The sequence below is a fragment of the Streptomyces agglomeratus genome (assembly GCF_001746415.1).
Taxonomy (GTDB): Bacteria; Actinomycetota; Actinomycetes; order Streptomycetales; family Streptomycetaceae; genus Streptomyces; species Streptomyces agglomeratus.
Map to the genome: position 1 here is coordinate 2,121,525 of NZ_MEHJ01000001.1, position 21,284 is coordinate 2,142,808.

The following is a 21,284-nucleotide window of genomic DNA, read 5'->3' on the forward strand; positions in this document are numbered from 1 at the left end:
CAGCTGGTTCGTTTCCGTGTCACGCTCAGGCATATGGGTCGTTGGCCGCGCCGGACTGTCCGGCGCGTCCGGCAGATCACCTTTGACGAGGAGGCGGCGTCTTGAGCAGTCTGACGTATGCGGACTATCTCCGAATGGAGAGTCTGCTTTCGCTCCAGGAGCCGCGGACCCCACACACGGCCGGCCGTGCGGTCGTCCTGGCCGAGCAGTTCTTCATCATCACCCACCAGTCCTGCGAGCTGTGGCTGAAGCAGCTCGGGGCTGATCTGGACGCCACTGCCGAGGCGCTCCTGCCGCCCTGTGACACGCACGATCTGGAGCTCGGGCTCGAATTCCTGCTGCGGTCCTGCGAGTTGATACGGGTGCTCCAGCAGCAGCTTCTGGTGCTGGAGAAACTGCCGCTGCGTTACTTCGCCGAGTTCCGGTCCTATCTGGACACGGCGAGCGGCGCCCAGTCCGCGCAGTTCCGGCGGCTGACCACGCTGCTGGGCAACAGCCACCACCAGGGCAGTCTCTACGAGGCGTTCGCGGCGGCGGTCGAGTACCACGGGCAGACCGTGGACGACGTCTGCCGACGTGGCGTGGAGTCCGGCGTGCTGCACCGCCTCGCGGAGGCACTGGTGGACCTGGGGAACGGGTACTGGCACTGGAAAGTGGCACACCTGGCGCTGGTGTCGAAGATGGTCGGGGAGCAGGGCGGAACCGGCGGGTCGAGCGGTGTCGACTTCCTCGCCCGCCGGGTCACCCGGCCCTTCCCCGAACTTCGCCGGCTGCGCGGGAAGGTGCACCACCCGTAGCCTTCGGCCGCGGCCGGGCGTGTGTCCGCAGCGGCGCCGAGGCGGTCTGCCCGGCTTTCGCGGACCGCGGTCAGCGATGCCGGAACGGGCCGCGCCCCGGTCGGTTCCGCCTCGTCCCGAACCGCCCCCGGCATCGTGCCGGGGGCGGTTCGCGGGCGGGGCATGTCGGCCTGGGCGCCGGGGTGGACGACGGCCGGCTCCTCGGTGCGGGGTCGCGGGTGCCGCCCGCGCCGACGGTGATCACGTCGGTGCCTTCGCCCACCGCCACGGACCGGGGCGTGATCGTTGAGGGCTCAAGACCCGCTTTCGCCGCACCGCCTAGCCGGCCTCGGTCTCCAGCGCGTAACCGCGCCCCCAGGCCGTGCGGATGACGAGGTCGGTCGGTAAGAGACGGCGGCGAAGCCGCATGATGTGGAGGTCGAGCGAATTCCTCGTCGGCCTCTGCACGCGTTCCGCCAGCCGTTGAGTGAGTTCATGCCGGTACACCACCTCCCCGAAGTGCTCGATGAGCAGCTCCATCAATTCGGTCTGGACATTCGAGATGGTGATCGAGTGCGGTCCGTAGCTGAGTGTTCCGGCGGAGTCGAGGGTTGGTATCTGCCGGTCGTCGAGCCGGTTCTGGAGAGCTTTGACCCGGGCGTCGAGGTCCTCCCGGGAGATGGGCGCTCGGACCCAGTCTTCGAAGGGGTCGTTGCAGACGGGCGGACGGGCACCTGCCTCCACCACGAGGAGACGGGGTACGCCGTCCCTCTTACATCGGTTCCGAAGGTCGATTTGTGCCGGCCATCGGACGAACATGACATCGCTGGTTGTGCACCCCACAGCACGCGCCTCCCCGTCGACGCAAAGAGATGGTCACTGTCATTGCCGGCCGACGGCGTTCTTGTGTCGGCCGAGCACGCGTAAGGGGCCGGAGGCCGTGGCGTTCTGGTTCGGTCTCCACGGCCTCGACCCGCAGAGGCGCCGCGTTTGCTCAGGTCAGCATCCGCGACGGCGCCTCACCGCACTGCCTCAGCCGTTCATCGCCTCCCGGAGACTGCGCGGCCGCATGTCGGTCCAGTGCTCCTCCACGTAGGCGACGCTCTCCGCTCGTGCGGCGGGGCCGAAGACGCTGCGCCACCCGGCTGGCACCTCGGCGAATGCCGGCCAGAGGGAGTGCTGGTCCTCGTCGTTGACCAGCACGTGGAACTGGCCGTTCTCGTCGTCGAACGGATTGGTGCTCACCTGTGTCCTCCAGAACTCGTTCCACCAGTTGGGGCTTCGAACAGGATCACTGCGCTGCCCGCAGATACCGGTTGATGGCGCGGCTGATCTCAGCCGCGTTCCGCGGCCAGTACATCTCGTTGTGAGCGCAGGCGATGTCGATGCGCTGCACACGACCGTCGACGTGCTCCTGCCAGAGCACGTCCAGTTCCTCGCCCAGTTCCCGCTTGTCGTGGGTCTCCGGGTCGAGAAGTGCGTTGAAGAAGACGACGTCACCGCGGTACAGCGGTGAGGTGAACCGCCGCATCTGATCCATCTGTCCGATGAAGATCGATGAGGCGGTGGTGACCAGCGACGGGTACTCCTCCATCCCCGCCAGGTGTCCCATGTAGTTGGCGAGGTAGCGGCGGACCATGGCCTCGTCCAGCGCTTCCAGGTCGGCGAAGTGGCTGGAGGGCGCGGCGTCCAGCAGCGCCAGGAGCGCCACCTCGTGTCCGCGGCGCTGGAGTTCGGCCGCCATGGCGTGCGCGAGGGTGCCACCGAAGGACCAGCCCAGCAGGTGGTAGGGGCCGCTCGGCTGGACCTGGAGCACCTGCCCGAGATAGTCCTCGACCATCTCCTCGATGGAGCCGGCCGGCGGGGTGGTGCCGTCGAAGCCGCGCGCCTGGATGCCGTACAGCGGCCAGGACGGCTCGACGTGGCGGGCGAATCCCAGGTAGGGCCAGCTCAGCCCGCCACCCGGGTGCAGCCACCACAGCGGGGGCCGGTGCCCCTCGGTGCGGATCGGCAGCAGGACGGCGAACGGGTCCTCGAAGTCGGTTTCGGTGTCGGCGGACAGCTGTGCCGCCAGTGCGGCCACGGTCGGGTACTGGAAGACCGTGCGGATCGGTACGTCCACGCCCAGCTTCTCGTGGATCCGCCAGACGAGGCGCGTCAGCCGCAGGGAGTGGCCGCCGCAGGCGAAGAAGTCGTCGTCGATGCCGATCCGGTCCATGCCCAGTACCTCGGCGAAGAGCGCGGCCAGTTCCTCCTCGCGCGGGGTGCGCGGGGCCCGGTGTTCGCCGCCGACCGGGTCCGGCTCGGGAAGCGCGGCACGGTCCACCTTGCCGTTCTCGGTGAGCGGCAGCCGGTCGAGGACGACGATGTCGGCGGGCATCATGAACTCCGGGAGCCGGCCTGCGAGCCGCTCGCGCAGCAGGGAGGGCAGCCGGGAGACGCGGCGGGAGACCGCGGGCACGTTCGCCAGCCGGGCCGAGGGGGCGCCGGCGGGCCGGTAGAGGCCGTCGCAGCAGACGGCGTCGACGTCGGGCATGACGATCGCTTCGAAGCAGTCACCCGCCTGTGCCGACCAGGTGCAGTACACCGCGAGCCCGCGCCGGGCGCCCCATGCCTCCAGGTCGGCGGGGTCAAGGGTGCCGCCCACTTCGGCGGGGGCGCCCCACTCGGCGGCCTCGCCGGCCAGGCGGGTGTTGGGGATACGGGTCAGGCGCAGGCGGCCGCCCTGCCGGGCCAGCGCATTTTCCAGGTCGGCCAGTTCGCGGACCTCCGCTCCCCAGACCTCCTCAGGCAGGTCGCCGAGGTGCAATGGCCTCGCGGGCGCCTTGTGCAGCACGACCTCGTAGCGGTGGCGGGTCAGCTCGTTGTGGTGGGTGCCCTGCTTGAGGCGGATGTCGGCGGCGACGGCGTCCGGCCGGGTCTCGGCCCAGCGGCTGAAGAAGCCCGGGTCGACGACGAGTTCCTTCTCGCCGAGCACCGCGCGCTCGACGGCGGCCTGTACGGCGGCCGGGCCGTCGTCGGGCTGACGGCAGCGGTGGACGGCGGCGGCGAACGTGCGCAGGGTGCGGTAATTGCGGACGTCACCGATCACGACACGTCCGCCGGGTGCGAGCCGGTCCATCGCGAGGTCGAGCACCCGGGTGAGGTAGTCGGCGTCCGGGAAGTACTGCACGACCGAGTTGAGGATCACCGTGTCGAAGTACCCGGTGGGCAGGCCCTCGGGGTCGTCGGCGGGCTGGCAGCGCAGGGTCACCTTGTCCGACAGCACCGGGTCGGCGCCGGTCCGGGCGCGCAGCCGTTCGACGACGGGCGCCGAGAAGTCGGTGCCCCAGTACTCCTCGGCCTCCGGTGCGAGCGGGCCGAGCAGCAGGCCGGAGCCGACACCGATCTCCAGCACCCGGCGCGGGCGCAGGGACCGTACCCGTCGCAGCACGGCCTCCCGCCAGGCCCGCATCTCCGGGAGCGGGATGGGGCGGCTCGTGTACGAGCTGTTCCAGCCGGTGAAGTCCTCGGACTCGTCGGTGTCGACCTCCGTCCCGCCGTACATGGTGTCGTAGATCTCGCGCCACTCGCCGACCTGTTCGGCGGCGTCGCGGCCCGTGGACACGGAGCCGTCGGGCACCACGTAGGCGACCATGCGGCGTTCACCGAGCCGGTCCTGGCGCACGGTGACCACCGCGTTCGCCACGCCGTCCTCTTCGCGCAGGACCGTTTCCAGCTCACCCGGCTCGACGCGGAAGCCGCGCAGCTTGATCTGCTCGTCGCTGCGGCTGATGTACTGAAGGCAGCCGGCGGTGTTCCAGCGCACCAGGTCGCCGGTGCGGTACATCCGCGCCCCGGGCCGGCCGGACGGGTCGGGCACGAACCGGGTGGCGGTCAGGCCCGGCCGGCCCGCGTAACCGCGCGCCACGCCGTCGCCGCCGATGTACAGCTCGCCCACCACGCCGGGCGGCACGGGCAGCAGCCGGTCGTCCAGGACGAGTAGCCGGCTGCCGTCCATCGGGCTGCCGATGGGCAGCGGGTCGGTGCACTGGGCCACGGAGGCCACCCGGTGGCGGGAGGCGAACGTGGTGGTCTCGGTCGGGCCGTAGCCGTTGACCACGGTGACGCCGGGACAGGCGTCGAGCACCGCGCGGACGGCGGTCGGCGAGAGGACGTCGCCGCCCGCCCACACCTCCTGTACGGCGCCGAAGCACTCGGCGTGCTGTTCGGCCATCACGGCGAACAGTCCGGCGGTCAGCCACAGGCCCGTCACCTCCCGCTCGGTGATCACCCGGGCGAGTTCCGCGGTGTCCGGCCGGCCGGCGCGAGCCACCACGGCCGTGCCGCCGCCGAGCAGCGGCACCCACATCTCGTACGTCGACGCGTCGAAGGTGTGCGGCGAGTGGAGGAGGACGCGGTGGTGGGCGCCGGTGCCGAAGCAGCCGTCGAGCGCGAGGTCGACGACGTTCCGGTGGGTCACCTCCACGCCCTTGGGGCGGCCGGTGGAACCCGAGGTGTACATCACGTAGGCGACAGCGTGCTCGCCGACGCCCTCCGTCCCGGGCGGCGAGTCGGGCAGCCCGTCGAGATCCTCCTCGGCGAGGTCCTCGTACACGGTGACGGCCGGGGCGAGGTCCGCGAGCAGGAAGTCGATGCGCTCGGGCGGGTAGGTGGGATCGACCGGCACGTAGGCGGCGCCGGTCTTGAGGACGCCGAGGACGGCGGCGACCAGCAGCGGCGAGCGTTCCAGCACGAGCGCGACGCGGCTGTCCGGGCGGGCGCCGCGGGCCCGGAAGAGGTGGGCGAGGCGGTTGGCCCAGCGGTCCAGTTCGGCGTAGGTCCAGGCGAGCGTGCCGTCCGCGGAGACCAGCGCGGTCGCGTCCGGCGTCGCCGCGGCCGTGGCGGCGAACCGCTCGGGAAGGGTGCCGGCCTCGAACCGCGCGTCCCGGCCTCCGCCACCCCAGCCGCTGAGCGCCGCGCGCTCGTGCTCGGCCAGGACGCCGACGGACCCGATGGGCGTCTGCGGCGCGGCGACCACCTGGCGCAGGAAGTGCAGCCAGCGGTCGAGCAGCGTGCTGACCGTCCCGGCGTCGAACAGCTCGGTGGCATACTCCGCGAAGCCCTCGATACGGGCCGGCGCGCCGTCCTCGTCCTGTTCGGTGACGCTGATGAACAGGTCGAAGCGGGAGGTGCCCGGGGAGAACGGCTCCTCGGTCACGGTCAGGCCCGCCAGGTGGAACTCCGGCCGCGCGTTGTTCTGGAGCGCCAGGCACACCTGGAACAGCGGGTGGTGGGCGGGCGACCGGACCGGGTTGAGCTTCTCGACCAGGTGCTCGAAGGGGATGTCCTGGTGATCGTAGGCGGCGAGGCTGCTCTCGCGGACCCGGCCGACGAGCTCGGCGAAGGAGGGGTCGCCCGAGGTGTCCGCGCGCAGCACCCACGTGTTGACGAAGAAGCCGACCAACCGGTTGAGCGCCTCGTCGGTGCGTCCGGCGATGGGCGAGCCGATCGACACGTCCGTGCCCGCGCCGAGCCTGGTGAGCAGCGCGGCAAGGGCGGCCTGGAGCACCATCGACACCGTGGCACCGGTCTCCCGGGCCAGCCTGCGCACGCCGTCGGTGAGCTGCGGGTCGAGTGCGAGCGGCACCAGGTCGCCGGCGTACGACGCGGCGGCGGGCCGGGGCCGGTCGGCGGGCGGCGAGACGGTCTCGGGCAGGCCGGCCAGCTGGGTGGTCCAGTAGTCCAGCTGCCGCCGGTAGAGGCTCCCCGGGGTGTCGGTGTCGCCCAGCAGTTCCCGCTGCCAGAGGGTGTAGTCGGCGTACTGCACGGGAAGCGGTTCCCACTCGGGCGCCCGGCCCGCGCGGCGGGCCTCGTACGCGGTGGTGAGGTCCTGGGCCAGCGGGAGGGCGGACCAGCCGTCGGCGGCGATGTGGTGCGCGCCGATCAGGAACACCGCCTCGCGCTCGCCGGTCCGCAGCAGCCAGGAGCGGATGGGGATCTCGGCCGCCAGGTCGAACGGGCGGCGCGCCGCCGCCCGCAGGGCGCCGGGCAGCTCGGCCTCGGTAAGCTCGCGCTCCTCCCACGGGACCTCGACCACGGCCGGTTCCAGGATGCGCTGGTACGGCTGCCCGTCCGCCTCAGCGAAGACGGTGCGCAGCGATTCGTGGCGAACTACGACGTCGTGCACGGCGCGGCGCAGGGCCGCCGCGTCGAGTTCACCGCGCATGCGCAGAGCCAGCGTGACGTTGTAGGTCGCCGACGGTCCCTCGAAGCGGTGGATGAACCACAGCCGCTGCTGGGCGTACGACAGCGGCAGCCGCTCGGGCCGGACCTGGGGACGGAGCGGCGGGCGGACGTTGCTCAGGGTGTTCAGGTGGGCCGCCAGTTCGGCGACGGTGGGCGACTGGAAGACGACCCGGATCGGGATCTCCACACCGTGCTCGGCACGGATACGGCTGACCAGCCGGGTGGCCAGGAGCGAGTGGCCGCCGACGGTGAAGAAGTTGTCGTCCACGCCGACCTGGTCGAGTCCGAGTACCGCGGCGAACAGCGCGCACAGCGACTCCTCCTCCGGGGTGGAGGGGGCCCGGCCGCCGCCGACGGCGTAGTCGGGCACGGGCAGGGCGCGCCGGTCGGGCTTGCCGTTGTCGGTGAGCGGCACGGCGGCGATGGGCACGATGGCGGCCGGGACCATGTACTCGGGCAGGGTCTCCCGCAGATGGCCGCGCAGGGCGGGCAGCAGCGCCGTGACGGCGGCGGCGGCCGCGGGGTCGTTCGCCGGGGTGCGTCCGTCGGTGGCCGGCAGGTACGTGCCGGTGAGGGTGGTGCCGGCGGCCGGGCCGTCGCGCAGCACGATCACGTCGAGCAGGTCGACCGCGTCGGCCGACCAGGTCGGCACCGCGTCCCAGCCGTGCCGGGCGGCCCAGGCGCGGATCTCGGCGGGGTCGAGCGGGGGCAGTTCGGGCGCCGCGGAGTCGTCGAGGCCGAGGGCGCGGGCCGCCGCGGCCTCCTCGGTGAGGCGGGCGTTCGGGATTCCGGTGATCCGCACCGCCGGCTCGGACCGGTCACGTAACCGGTCGGCGAGTTGGCCGAGGTCGCCCTCCCAGGTCAGGGTGGGGACGACGTCGAGCCGTCGCGGGGCGTCCGCCGGTGCCGTGCCCGGCTTGTGCAGCACGACCTCGTAGCGGTGCCGGGTCAGCTCGTTGTGGTGCACGCCGTTCTTGGCGCGGATGTCGGCACCGGTCGCCCCGGCCCGGTCTGCCCAGCGCAGGAACCACTCGGGGTCGACCACCAGTTCCTTCTCCAGCAGGACGGCCTGGTCGACCGTGGTGCGCAGTACGGCCGGCGCCGCATCGGGGTGCTTCGTCCGCTGGACGCCCGTCTGGAGCGTGCGCAGCGAGGACGCCCGCCGGATGTCGCCGAGGACGATCCGGCCGCCCGGCGCGAGCAGTTCCCAGGCGCCGTCCAGGACCCGGGCGAGGTAGCGCTCGTCGGGGAAGTACTGCACGACCGAGTTGAGCACCACGGTGTCGAACGTGCCCCGGGGCAGTCCGGTGAGGTCGTCGGCGGCCTGGCGGCGCAGCCGGACCCGGTCGGCCAGGCCGGCCCGGGTCACCTGGTCGCCGAGCCGGTCGATCACGGCCTGGGAGAAGTCGGTGGCCCAGTACTCCTCCACCCGGCCGGCGATGTGCGCGAGCAGGAGTCCGGTGCCGACGCCGAGTTCGAGGACGCGCTCGGGCGACCAGCACAGGACACGTTCCACGGCGGCGTCGCGCCACGCCCGCATCTCGTCGAGCGGGATCGGCTCGCCGGTGAAGGAGCTGTTCCAGCCGGTGAAGTCCTCACCGAATCCGTGTCCGTCGTCGTGGGAATAAGCCTGGTCGTAGACCTCCTGCCACTCCCCCACCTGTTCGTCGGCGTCGCCGTCGGGCCGCAGGACGCCGGTGTCCGGGACGACGTAGGCGACCAGCCGCAGGTCGCCGGGCCGGTCCTCGCGGGCGGTGACGATGGCCTGGCGGACGGCCGGGTGCCGGACCAGGGTGTGTTCGATCTCGCCGGGCTCGACGCGGAATCCGCGCAGCTTGACCTGGTTGTCGGCGCGGCCGAGGAAGCAGATGTTGCCGTCCGGGAAGAAGCTGGCGCGGTCGCCTGTGCGGTACAGCCTGTCGCCCTCACGCGCGCTGAACGGGTCGCGGACGAAACGTTCCGCAGTCAGCTCGGGCCGGTTGACATAGCCGACGCAGAGGCAGTCACCGCCGATGTACAGGTCGCCCTCGACGCCGACGGGGCACGGCTCCATGTTCTCGTCGAGCACGTAGTAGCGGGCGTTGTCGATGGGACGGCCGTACGGGATGCTGCGCCAGGCCGGGTCGATCTCCCGGACCCGGAAGTAGTTGGACCACACTGTCGCCTCGGTGGCACCGCCGAGGCTGACGATCTCCGCGCCGGTGAACACCCGGCGGACCTCGTCGGGCAGCGACAGCGGGGTGTAGTCGCCGGAGAGGAACACCAGGCGCAGGTCGTCGGTGCCCTCGTACCCGCCGTCCTCCGTGAGCAGGGAGGCGACCTGGTTGAGGGTGGTGGGCACCGAGTCCCAGAAGGTGATCGGTTCGGTGAGCAGGACGTCCAGGAGCAGCTGGGGGTCGCGCTGCTGGACGGCGTCCGCGATGTAGACGCCGCCGCCGCAGCCGAGCAGGCCGAAGACGTCGAAGACGGAGAGGTCGAAGCCGAGCGAGGTGACGCACAGGGCGACGTCGTCGGGGCCGAACGCGAAAGTGCGGTAGCACCAGTCGAGCAGGTTGTGCACCGGACGGTGGGTGACCGCGACGCCCTTCGGCTTCCCGGTGCTGCCGGAGGTGAAGATGATGTACGCCGTGCTGTCCGGGCCCGCGGCCGGTTCCGGATCGTGGTCGGGGCCGGGCGACCGGGCGTCGGTGAGCTCGACGAGGCCGACGCCGTCCGGCAGGGCCCAGCGTTCGGTGTCCGGCGTGGACAGCACGAGGGAGCACCCGGCGTCGGCGAGCATGCCGGCCACGCGGTCGGCGGGCAGCGCCGGTTCGAGCGGCAGGTAGGCGCCGCCCGCCTTGAGCACGCCCAGGACGGCGGCGATCATGACCGGGCCGCGGGGGACGCCGACGCCGACGACGGTCTCCGGGCCGACGCCGCGTTCCTTGAGGTCCCAGGCGACGCGGTTCGCCCACCGGTTCAGCTCGCCGTAGGTCATGGTGCCGCCGGCCCAGCGCAGGGCGGTGGCGTCCGGGCGGCGCGCGGCCTGCTCCTCGAAGAGCAGGTGGACCGGTCCCGGGCAGTGGACCGGGCGGGCGGTGTCGTTCCACTCGACGAGGATCTTCCGGCGTTCGGCGGCGTCGAGAGTGCCGCCGGACCGGCCGGGCCCGGCCTCGGCCACTGCGCCGACGGGGGTCCTCGGGTCGGCCACGACCTCCTCGACGACGGCCACGAACCGTGCCGCGATCTCCTCCACCGTGGAGCGGTCGAAGAGGTCGGTGGCATACTCGATCTCACCGACGACGGAGCCGGTGGACTCGTCCGGCGCCAGGTTGAAGAACAGGTCGAACTTCGCGCTGCCGGTGGGCAGCGGTTCCATCGTCACGGTGAGACCCGGCAGGTCCAGGTGCGGCGGGGTGTTGTTCTGCCACGCCAGCACGACCTGGAACAGGGGGTGGTGCGCGGTCGACCGTTCCGGCCGCAACAGCTCTACGAGCCGCTCGAACGGCACGTCCTGATGGTCATAAGCGGCAAGCGCCTTCTTCCGTACCTGTTCCAGCACCCACTCGAAAGGCTGGTCCGCGGTCACCTGCACGCGCAGCGTCCAGGTATTGACGAAGAACCCCACGAGTTCATTCAGTGCCTCCTCCGTACGGCCCGCGATCGGCGAGCCGACGCTCACATCCTTGCCTCCTCCCAGCCGATGCAGCAACGTCACCAAGGCGGCCTGGAGCACGATCGACGTCGTGACGCCATGGGTTTGCGCCAACTTCTCGACCCCGGCGCGCAGCTCGGCGGGCAGCCCCACCGGAACCGATCCGCCCCGGAAACTCGCCACCTCGGGACGGGGCCGGTCCAGGGGCAGGGGAAGCGGCTTGGACACACCAGCCAGTTCCTCGCGCCAATAGGCGCTCTGCACCGCGACAACGCTGTCCGGATCCTTTTCGTCGCCCAGCATTTCGTGCTGCCACAGCGCGTAGTCCGAGTACTGCACGGGCAGTTCGGACCAGTCCGGTGCCGTGCCGGTCACCCGGGCCCGGTAGGCCGTCGACACGTCACGTGCCAGCGGGGCCAGCGAGCCGCCGTCGCCGGCGATGTGGTGGATCACCAGGACGACCAGGAATTCCTCGTCGCCGCTCTGGAGGACGCAGCCGCGCAGCGGCACGTCCGTCGACAGGTCGATCCAGCTGCCGCTCACCGACGCCACCACGCCGGGTATCCGCTCGGGGGCCACCCGGCCCCAGTCCTGCCAGGGCAGTTCGATCTCGTCGGGGTCGAGGACGCGCTGGTACGGCTGGCCGTCGGTCTCCGCGAAGACGGTACGCAGGACCTCGTGGCGGATCATCACGTCGCGGAAAGCCGCCCGCAGCGCGACCGTGTCGAGCGGGCCGTGGCAACGCAGGAGCAGCGGGATGTTGTAGGTGGAGGAAGGGCCTTCGAAGCGGTTGATGAACCACATTCGCCGCTGCGCGTACGACAGGGGGGTCATGGTGTTTCCTACCTTTCGGTCATTCTCCGCAGCGGCATTCGGGTGGAGGCCGACATCTCGTGCCAGCGGTCGGTGAGTTCGGCGACGGTCGGGGCGGTGAACAGGACGCGCATCGGAATTTCCACGCCCATTTCGGCGCGTACCCGGGCCACCAGTCGGGTGGCCATCAGTGAATGGCCGCCCAGGACGAAGAAGTCGTCGTCGAGACCGATCCGCTCGGCGCCCAGGACCTCGGCGAACAGCGCGCACAGCGTCTGTTCCCGGGGCGAGCGCGGGGCCCGGTACTCGTCCCCGCCGAACTCCGGGCGGGGCAGGGCGGAACGGTCGAGTTTGCCGTTGGGCGTCAGCGGCAGTTCCGTGAGCGTCACGAACGCGGCCGGGATCATGTAGGCCGGCAGCCGCTCTCCGACCGCCTCCCGCAGGAGTTCCGTGGTGGGCGGCTCGGTGCCGGTCTCCGGGACCACGTACGCCACCAGCCGGCGGTCGCCCGGCCGGTCCTCACGGGCGATGACGACAGCCCGGCGGACCGCTGGGTGGCGGGTCAGGGTGTGCTCGATCTCGGCGGGCTCGATCCGGAAGCCGCGCAGTTTGATCTGGTGGTCGGAGCGGCCGAGGTACTCCACCTCACCCGTGACCGTCCAGCGGGCGAGGTCCCCGCTGCGGTACATCCGCGCGCCCGGTGGCCCGAACGGGCAGGCCACGAACCGCTCCGCGGTCATGCCCGGCCTGTCGTGGTAGCCGCGGGCCAGGCCCTCGCCGGCGATCCAGAGGTCACCGGCAGCGCCGGGCGGCACCGGGCGCAGTGTGCGGTCCAGTACCAGGATCCGGGTGCCGGCGACCGGGCCGCCGACCGAGGGAGGCATGCCGCCGTGGCCGGGGAGCAGACGGGCGGCGGTGGCGTAGACGGTGGTCTCGGTCGGGCCGTAGAGGTTGGTGACCTCAGCGGCGTGCCGGCACAGGGTTTCGGCGAGCGCCAGGGGCAGGGCCTCGCCGGTGGAGATCACCCGCAGCCCGGTCAGACAGGCCGGCGCGTGGGTGACCAGGCTCTGCCAGAGCGCCGGGGTGGCCTGCATGACGGTGACGCCGGACCGTTCGACGAGGTCGAGCAGTACCGTCGGCTGGGTGATGTCGTCCTTGCCGGCCAGTACCACCCGGCCGCCGGCGAGCAGGGGCAGGAAGAGTTCCAGCGCGGCGATGTCGAACGCGACGGTGGCGCAGGCCAGCAGCCGGTCGTCCGGCGTGAAGGAGAATCGATCCTGCATACCGGTCAGCAAGATCGCCAGCGCACCGTGCCGGACCACCACGCCCTTGGGCGCGCCAGTGGAGCCGGAGGTGTAGATGACGTAGGCGGCGTGGTCGGCGCCGACCGGAACGCGTGGGCCGTGGACAGGGTGGAGGGACCGGTCGGACAGGTCCACCCCGGCCAGCCGTTCCTCGTCGAGGACCAGCACCGGTGCGCTGTCCTCGACCACGGCCCGCACCCGGGCGGCGGGATACTCCGGGTCCACCGGCACATACGTGCCGCCGGCCTTCCACACGGCCAGCAGGGCCACCACCAGGTCGGCCGAGCGGGGCAGCAGCACCACGACCCGGGACTCCGGGCCCACCCCCTGCCCGGCCAGCCAGTGCGCCAGCCGGCCGGCCCGTTCGTCCAGCTCCCGGTAGGTCAGCCGGTGCCCGCGGAACTCGACGCAGACCGCGTCCGGCGTCGCCGCCGCCCGTGCCGCGATCAGCTCGGGGACGGTCCGCTCGGGGGGCGGGACAGCGGTGTCGTTCCAGCCGTGCAGCACCTGTTCGCGTTCGGCGTCGGACAGCACGTCGAGCGCGCCGACGGTGGTCCGCGGACCGGCGGCGATCTGCCGCAGCACCCGCACCAGCCGGTCGGCGAGCGCCTCCACGGCGGTCCGCTCGAACGCGTTGCGCCGGTACTGGAAGGAGATCCGCAACAGCGGGTCGGCCGCCGCGATCACGGTCAGCGGGTAGTGCGGCGGGGCGTACGGGCGGATACCGGTCACCACCGGTCGCGCGGACGCGCCCGCCGCCGAGCGGCCGGACCGGTCGACGGGGAACGACTCGAACACCACCAGCGTGTCGAACAGCGCGTTCAGCCCGGTCGCCCGCTGGATGTCGGCGAGCCCCAGATGGTGATGGTCCAACAGCCTCGCCTGGGCGTCCTGGAGCCGGCCGAGCACCTCCGGAACCGGGTCGGCCGGCGTGCAGCGCACCCGCACGGGCACCGTGTTGATGAACAGGCCGATCATGGCGTCGGCGCCCGGCAGCCCGGAGGGCCGGCCCGCGACCGTGGCGCCGAACAGCACGTCCTCGCGGCCGGTGAGCTGCGCGAGCACCATGGCCCACGCGCCCTGCACCAGGGTGTTGGGGGTGACGCCCCACTCCGCGGCCCGGCGCGCCAGCATGGTGGTGTCCTCGCCGGTGAGCGGCACGTCGATCTGCCCGCTGCCGCTGCCGGCCGGCCGGGCCCCGGGCGTCGTGGGCGCCAGCAGGGTCGGCTCGGCCACACCGGCGAGTTCCTCGGCCCACGCGCGGGCGGAGCGTGCCGTGTCCTGCCGTGACAGCCAGCTCAGGAAGTCCCGGTAGCCGTGCGGGCGCGGCGGCGCGGTGTCGACGCCGTCGGCCCCGTACAGCTGCATCAGCTCGCGCTCGACGAGCGGCACCGACCAGCCGTCGAGCAGCACGTGGTGGGCGGTGAGGGCCAGTTCGGCGTGCTGGGGGCCGAGCGTGACGAGGGTCAGGCGCAGCAGCGGCGGGTTCTCCGGGTGGAAGCGGGTGTCCCGCTCCTCGGCGAGGATCTCCTCCAGCCGGGTGGCGGCGTCGGCCTCGCCGGTGAGGTCGAGGTGCCGCCAGGGCAGCGGGACGTCGTCCACGACGACCTGCACGGGCTCACCGGTGGCGCTCGGCCGGAACGCGACCCGCAGGTTCGGGTGCCGGTCGAGCAGGGCCTGGCCCGCGGCCCGCAGGCGCGCCGGGTCCACCGCGCCTTCGAGCCGGAACACGAACTGCGTCTGGTACGCCTCGGACGCGCTCTGCGCGAGCATCGTGTGGTACAGCAGCCCGTCCTGCAACGGCGTGAGCGGCCATACGTCGCTGACGCGCCCGAAGCGCTGTTGCCAGCCGTCCAGTTCCTCCTGGCCGACGGTGACCAGCGGGACGTCGGAGGGGGTCAGTCCCCGCCCGCCGGACGTGACCAGGCTCCGCAGGCCGCGCAGTGCGGCGCACCAGGCGCCGGACAGGGCGCGGACCTCGTCGGCGGTCAGCACTCCGGTGGCGAAGGTGAACAGGGCGGTGAGGCGCGCGTCGTCGCCGGTGCCGGTCACCAGGGCGTTCAGTTCGAGCGCGCTGGGCGCCGGCATGTCCGCGGCGGGTGCGGCGACCAACTCGGCGCATTCGGGCGCCGGGGTCCATCCCGAGCCGCGGGTGGGGTCATCGCCGGGCGCCGGCTCCGGGCGTTCGAAGGTGAAACGGCCCAGGAAGTTGAATCCGATGTCGTCCGCCGGATACGGGCTCAGCAGCGCCGCGGTGTCGTCGTTGAGGTAGCGCAGCAGGGTGTAGCCGATGCCCTGGTCGGGCAGGGCCCGCCGCTGCTCCTTGACCCGCTTGAGGGCGTCACCGGCGGCGGCTCCTCCGGTGATCGCGGCGTCGACGTCGATCCCCGAGACGTCGATGCGTACGGGGGTGACCGAGGTGAACCAGCCGGCCGTGCGGGACAGGTCCGCGCCCGGCACCAGTTCCTCCTGCCGGCCGTGCCCTTCCAGCCGTACGACCGTAGAGCCGTCGGTGAGACCCCGTCGTTCCCGGGCCAGCGCGAGGACGAGGGCGGTGAGCAGGACGTCGTCCGCGCCGCTGCGGTAGGCCGCGGGGACGGAGGTCAGTATCGCGTCCGTGAGGTCGGCCGGGAGCTCCACCCGGACGGTGTCCGTGGTGGAGGTGAGGTCTCGCCCGGGGTCGAGCGGCCGGGAGCCCACGGGTGCGACGGGTGCCGCGAGCAGGTCGCGCCACAACGACGCCTCCGCCACCCGTCCGGGGCGGGCCGCCTCGTCGGCCAGGGCGTGCAGCCAGCGGCGCAGGGAGGTGCCCACCCGCGGCAACGCGGGGGGCCGGCCTTCCTGGACCTGGCGCCAGGCCGCGGCCAGGTCGGGCAGCAGCACCCGCCAGGACATGCCGTCGACGACCAGGTGGTGGGCCACGACCAGCAGCCGTCCGGGCCCGCCCGCGGCCCCCGGGAACCAGACCAGCCGGAGCATCCGCCCGGCCCGGGCGTCGATGTGCCGTACGGCCTCGGCGGCCTGTGCGCGCAGCAGGGTCTGCCACGCCTCGCCGTCCCAGTCCCCCGGGCAGTCGGCCCGGTCGACGAGTCCGGCGGCGTCCGGAGTGCCGGGTGGCCGCACCAGCAGGCCGTCGTCCGTCAGCCGTGAGCGCAGGACGTCGTGCCGGTCGAGGACGGCGCGCACGGCCGCGGTGAGGCCGGGGAGGTCGACGGCTGCGGGCAGTTCCAGTACCAGCCACTGGGCGAGGCGGTCCAGGCCGGGGCCTCGCTCGGCGTACAGCCGGGCCATGGGGGGCAGCGGCAGCAGGCCGACGCCCCCGCCCTCGAGTTCGGCGAGGGCCACCGGTGCGGTGTCGCGGGTGGCGGCCTGCGCGAGCGCGGCGACGGTGCGGCACTCGAACACGGTGCGCGGGGTGAGCGCGAGACCGCCGGCGCGGGCGCGGCCCACCACCTGGATCGCCCGGATGCTGTCGCCGCCCAGAGTGAAGAAGTCGTCGTCGATCCCGATGTGGCTCAGGCCGAGCACCTCGGCGAACGCGGCGGCCAGGAGGCTCTCGTCACCGGTCCGGGGCGGCCGGTGGGCACGGCCGGTGACCTCCGGCTCGGGCAGCCCGGCCCGGTCCAGCTTGCCGTTCGCGGTCAACGGCATCCGGTCCAGCGCGACGAAGGCGGCGGGCACCAGGTGGGCGGGCAGCCGGGCCGCGACGAAGCCCCGCAGCTCGGCGATGTCCAGACCGGCGTGCAGGTCCCATTCGGTGCCGGTCCCGCCGTTGCCGCCGGAGGTGGCCGGGACGACGTAGGCGACGAGCTGCGCGGCTCCGTCCGCGGCTCGGCCGGGCCGGGCGACGACGGCAGCCCTGTGCACTCCCGGGTGGTCGGTCAGCGTGTCCTCTATCTCCTGCGGCTCGACCCGGAAGCCGCGGATCTTCACCTGGTGGTCGGCGCGGCCGGCGAACTCCAGTTCGCCGTCGGTGTTCCAGCGCGCCAGATCGCCGGTCCGGTACATGCGCTGCCCGGGTTCCCCGAACGGGCAGGCCACGAAGCGCTCGGCGGTCAGGGCCCGACGGTCGTGGTAGCCCCGGGCGAGTCCGGCCCCCGCGATGTAGAGGTCGCCGAAGACGCCGGGCGGCAGCGGTCGCAGCCGGCTGTCGAGGACGTAGAGCGCGGTGTTCCAGATCGGGGTGCCGATCGGTATCGTCCGCGCCCCGGGCCGGTACTGCCAGGCGGTGACGTCCACGGCTGCCTCGGTCGGCCCGTACAGGTTGTGCAGCGGCACGCCGAAGGTCCGGTGGAACCGCGCGGCCAGCTCGGCCGGCAGCGCCTCTCCGCTGCACACGACGCGGCGCAGACCGGTGCACGCGGCGGCCGTCTCCTCGGTGACGAACTCGGCCAGCATCGACGGGACGAAGTGCGCCGTCGTGACGCCGGCCCGCCGGATCACCTCGGCGAGGTAGTCCGGGTCGCGGTGTCCGTCCGGCCGGGCGACCACCAGGGTGGCGCCAGTGATCAGCGGCCAGAAGAACTCCCAGACGGACACGTCAAACGAGGCGGACGTCTTCTGCAGGACCCGGTCGGAACCGTCGAGCCGGAAGCGGTCCTGCATCCAGAGCAGCCGGTTGACGATCGCCGCGTGCGTGACGACGGCGCCCTTGGGCCGTCCGGTCGATCCCGACGTGTAGATCATGTACGCGGGGTGGTCGACCCGGTGCGGGGCGGACCTGACGGGCTCTTCGGTGAGCGGGGCGTCGTCGGCCATGACCACGGGTACGTCCGTCCGGGGCAGCCGGTCCGCGGTGTCCTTGACCGTCAGCAGCAGCGCGGGCCCGGCGTCGGCGAGCATGAACTCGACCCGCGCGGCCGGGTAGTCGGGGTCGACGGGGACGTAGGCGGCGCCCGCCCTGAGCACCGCGACCAGGGCGACGACCAGTTCCAGGGAGCGGGGCACGGCGACCGCGACGAACCGCTCGGGCCCGGCGCCGCGCTCGGTCAGCAGGCGGGCCAGCCGGCCGGAGCGCTCGGCCAGTTCCCGGTAGGTCAGCCGGGTGTCCTCGAAGGTCACCGCGACGGCGTCCGGGGTGGCGCGGGCCTGTCGGTCCAGCAGTTCGGTCAGGGTCGCCGGCGGTGGGGTCACCGTGGGTCCGGCGTACTCGGTGAGCAGCGCGCGGCGTTCGGCGGGGTGCAGCGCGGAGACGGTCCCGACGGGGGCGTGCGGGTCGGCGAGGGCCCTGCGCAGGAACGTCACGAACCGCTCGGCGAGCCCGGCGATGTCCTGCTCGTCGTACTCCGCGCGTGGCGCGTCGAAGCGGACGTACAGGTCGCTGTCGGCCCTTCCGTCGGTGTAGACGCAGACCATCACCTCGTCGATCACACCGAAGGTGCCACCGGTGAAGTGGGCTGTGGCGTCCGCCAGGTCGAGTGCTTCGACGGAGGGGAGCACGTTGACGACGGCGCCGAACGGGCTGCGCGCGTCGCCGGCGTGGCCGGTGGCCCGTTTGATCAGGGATATGTCGTGCCGGGCGTGCCGCAGGACACGGCGCCGCTCCCGGCCGAGCGCCTCGGCCAGTTCCACGAAGTCGGCCGCGGGGTCCACCCGCGAGCGCAGCGGCACCCGGTTGGAGAGCAGGCCGAGGGAGCGGCGCAGTGCGCCGACGCGGTGATTGACGGTGATGGTCAGCAGCGGCTCGGACAGGCCGCACATGTGCCCAAGGAACGCGGTGGCGGCCGAGGCGATCAGGTCGGGCACCGAGGTGCCCGCCGCGGCGGATGCGTGTTCCCAGGCGGCGAGTTCGACGGCCGGGACCGTCGCGGTGCGGGTGGCCATCCCCTGCGGTGCGGTGAGGCCGTCCCAGTAGCCGGGACCGCCGGCGGGGGCGTCGGTGCCCGGACGGACACCGGCAGGCAGACGGGCGGCGGGCAGGTCTTCGGCGAGGTAGTCGCGCCAGAACCGCTCGGCGTCGGCGAACCGCTGCGACTCCCGGTACGCGGCGTCCTTCGTCGCGGCGTCCCCCGGCGGGTTCGGGGCGCCCTCCGGCAACGCGGAGCCGGCGCGCAGCGCGCGGTAGATCTCGGCGATCCGCCGGGACAGCAGGGTGAGAACGCCGAACGCGTCGGTGAGGATGTGGTGGAAGACGAGCACGAGCAGGTGGCGGCCGGGGCCCAGCCGGATCGAGCCGATCCGCAGCAGCGCGTCCTCGGTCAGGTCGAAGGGCCGGCGCACGAGATCGGCGACGACGGCGCGGGCCGCGTCGGCGGGGTCGGCGGCGTCGCCGACATCGAGGCGGAACGGCTCCCACGCCCCGAGGTCCCGGGCGACCGGCCGCAGCCCGTGGTCGTCGCGGCGGAAGTTCACCTTCAGCGCGTCGGCTTCCGCCACGGCCGCCCGCAGGGCCGCGGCGAGCAGGGCGGTGTCCAGGTCACCGTCGATGTCCCAGAGAGTCGCCACGTTGTTCGGTACGTCCGGAGTGAATTCCTGCGCGAGCCACATGGCTTCCTGCGCGGATGTGACGCCGGTACAACCCATCCAGATGCCCCCAGCAAAAGTGGTTTCCCGGTCAACGGCCTCGCCGTGCCGATACTTGTCGCGGCCCATGCGCTCGAACAACTGGCATGAAAGATGTTCGCCAGAGATCGAAAAGGAACAGGCCAACACCCGAAACAACTCCGCCAAACCGCCCCGGCAAACGTCCGTCCGGCCCGCTTCAAACCGCCCTCGGACATCTTTCGGTCACGGGTCCGCGCGTTCCACGCGTTGCACGTTTTCCACGCGTTGCAACGGCCGTACTACGCCTGCTAGCGCGGCCCCTCCGCCGCTGCGGCCGGGCTTTCGTTGTCGTGCGCGCTGGTCCGGACCACCTCGGCGACGGTCAACTCGTAGGAGGAGTACCAGTGTTTCCTGCCGAGTCGCTGCGCCACCTGGTGATCGGGGTCGCAACGCCACTTGTCCAGCGTCTCCCCGTCCTGCCACATCATGACGGCGAGACGTTCGCCGTCCTCCCCGGTGTAGTGCTTGACCTCCACCGGGTCGGACCCGGCAATGGCGCGGACCCGCTCCTGCATCCGCTCCTCGGTGGCGTAGTAGTCCTCGCCGGCCTCCTCGGACAGGCGCGACTTGAACAGGATCACGAACATTCGGAGTCCTCCAGGGTGGCGGTGGTCGGGTGGGGGGAAGGGGTGCAGGCGCGCAGTCGGTCGTCGGGCGCCGAGACCAGCTCGGTGCCGTACCGGGCCAACAGATCCGCCACGAGCCGGTCCAGACGCTCGTCGTCACGCAGTACGGAGGCGTAGCTCTCCTCGGTGAACGCGCACCGCTCGTACAGCGGAACGAACCGGTCGGGGAACAGGGCCGTCAGCCGCCCGCGCAGCGCCTCCGCAGCGGTCTCCTCGCGCGGTGGGCCGGCCATCGTGAAGTAGTGCCGGTAGGAGAGCCGGGAGATGGCGTCGGCGTCCTCGGTCCGCGACTTCTCGTAGGCGGCCAGGCCCGCCGCCCAGTCCGCGGAGGCGTCGAGGCAGTCGACGAGGACCCGGGCGTCCTCGAAGCCGCAGTTCATGCCGTGCCCCATGAAGGGCGCCATCGCATGACAGGAATCACCCAGCAGCGCGAAGGTGTCCCGCCAGACCCATCGGTCGCAGCGGACGGCCGTGAGAGTCGAGACGGCCTTGGTGGCGAGCTGTTCCGCGATGTCGGGGATGATCCCGGTCAGCTCGGGGAAGTGGGCGGCGAACATCTCGTACAGGTCCTGGCCGCCGCGGGCCGCCGCGTAGGACGGGGCGGGGCCGTCGAGGCGCATGAACAAGGAGCCCGAGAGCCTCCCCGACGGCAGGGGGTGCGCGGCGAACATCGCCTTCCCGGAGGGCCAGTAGTGCGTGATGGTCGGGTCCAGCCGGCCGGCCGGTACGTCGATCTCCTGGTAGGCCAGGTCCAGCGTGCGCACCTCGGCCCGGGTGCCGCGCGCCTCCAGGGCGGCCCGGGCGGCGGAGTGCGCGCCGTCGCAGCCGAGGACCCGGCGGCACGTCAGCCGGTGCGAGCCGTGCCGGTCCTCCACCAGCACCGCGGGTTCGTCCAGGTCCACCGAGCGCACGCGCTGCCCGAAGCGGATGCGCACACCGGGGGTCGCCTCGGCGGCGTCCAGCAGGATGTGGTGCAGCCGCCGGCGCTCCACCGCCCAGATGGGCTGTCCGTCCCGGCTGTAGGGGGTCATGCGCGTCCGGCCGTCGGGCAGGTGCCCGCGGCGTCCGTGCAGGGGGACGCATATGCGGCGCACGGCGTCCGCGACGCCCAGGTCCGACAGGGCGCGCCAGCCGCGCGCCGACAGCATCACGACCAGTGACCGGCCTTGTCCACCGGAGTTCCGCCTGGGGTCCGCCCGTTTCTCCAGCAGGGTGACCGGTCCGAAGCGGGGCGCCAGGTAGAGAGCCGTGACCGCGCCCACCAGACCGGCCCCCACGATGACGGTCTCCGGGTTCCCGTCCGTGCGGTCCGTGCCGTTCCCGTTCATACCGTTCTTGCCCCTCGTCCGTTGCTCCGCCG

General features: G+C 72.5%; 7 protein-coding genes. 1 reads left to right on the forward strand and 6 read right to left on the reverse strand.

The window, feature by feature from the left end:
* The first annotated feature begins 101 nt into the window (after window positions 1-101).
* Window positions 102-797 (forward strand): tryptophan 2,3-dioxygenase family protein, encoded by a 696-nt coding sequence (locus AS594_RS08900; protein WP_256096953.1) that lies wholly within the window; start codon window positions 102-104, stop codon window positions 795-797.
* Between the two features lie 318 nt (window positions 798-1,115).
* Here AS594_RS08900 and AS594_RS08905 read toward each other — a convergent pair whose 3' ends face one another.
* The 6 genes from AS594_RS08905 to AS594_RS08930 all read right to left on the reverse strand — a co-directional run bounded on the left by AS594_RS08905 (window position 1,116) and on the right by AS594_RS08930 (window position 21,252).
* Window positions 1,116-1,523: a winged helix-turn-helix domain-containing protein gene (locus tag AS594_RS08905; protein WP_206281710.1), complete on the reverse strand. Its 408-nt coding sequence runs from the start codon at window positions 1,521-1,523 to the stop codon at window positions 1,116-1,118.
* 285 nt (window positions 1,524-1,808) lie between these two features.
* A complete protein-coding gene (locus AS594_RS08910) occupies window positions 1,809-2,021 on the reverse strand; it encodes an MbtH family protein (RefSeq protein WP_069926457.1) in 213 nt (70 codons plus the stop codon).
* A 46-nt stretch (window positions 2,022-2,067) separates the two neighbouring features.
* Window positions 2,068-11,472 (reverse strand): non-ribosomal peptide synthetase, encoded by a 9,405-nt coding sequence (locus tag AS594_RS08915; RefSeq protein WP_069935066.1) that lies wholly within the window; start codon window positions 11,470-11,472, stop codon window positions 2,068-2,070.
* An 8-nt stretch (window positions 11,473-11,480) separates the two neighbouring features.
* Window positions 11,481-19,346 (reverse strand): non-ribosomal peptide synthetase, encoded by a 7,866-nt coding sequence (locus AS594_RS08920; RefSeq protein WP_141743796.1) that lies wholly within the window; start codon window positions 19,344-19,346, stop codon window positions 11,481-11,483.
* Window positions 19,347-19,546: 200 nt separating this feature from the next.
* On the reverse strand, window positions 19,547-19,885 hold the full coding sequence (locus AS594_RS08925) for an antibiotic biosynthesis monooxygenase family protein (protein ID WP_069926460.1): 339 nt from the start codon (window positions 19,883-19,885) through the stop codon (window positions 19,547-19,549).
* Window positions 19,876-21,252 carry an FAD-dependent oxidoreductase gene (locus tag AS594_RS08930; RefSeq protein WP_069926461.1) on the reverse strand — a complete coding sequence of 459 codons (1,377 nt, stop codon included), beginning with the start codon at window positions 21,250-21,252 and terminating at the stop codon, window positions 19,876-19,878. Before AS594_RS08930 ends, AS594_RS08925 begins: the two co-directional genes overlap by 10 nt.
* Window positions 21,253-21,284 lie beyond the last annotated feature (32 nt).

What these genes read in the sequence shown, in the direction of transcription:
- AS594_RS08930 (WP_069926461.1), bottom strand. Translation starts at nt 21,252, where the DNA reads ATGAACGGGAACGGCACGGACCGCACGGACGGGAACCCGGAGACCGTC.
- AS594_RS08925 (WP_069926460.1), bottom strand. Translation starts at nt 19,885, where the DNA reads ATGTTCGTGATCCTGTTCAAGTCGCGCCTGTCCGAGGAGGCCGGCGAG.
- AS594_RS08915 (WP_069935066.1), bottom strand. Translation starts at nt 11,472, where the DNA reads ATGACCCCCCTGTCGTACGCGCAGCGGCGAATGTGGTTCATCAACCGC.
- AS594_RS08920 (WP_141743796.1), bottom strand. Translation starts at nt 19,346, where the DNA reads ATGGGCCGCGACAAGTATCGGCACGGCGAGGCCGTTGACCGGGAAACC.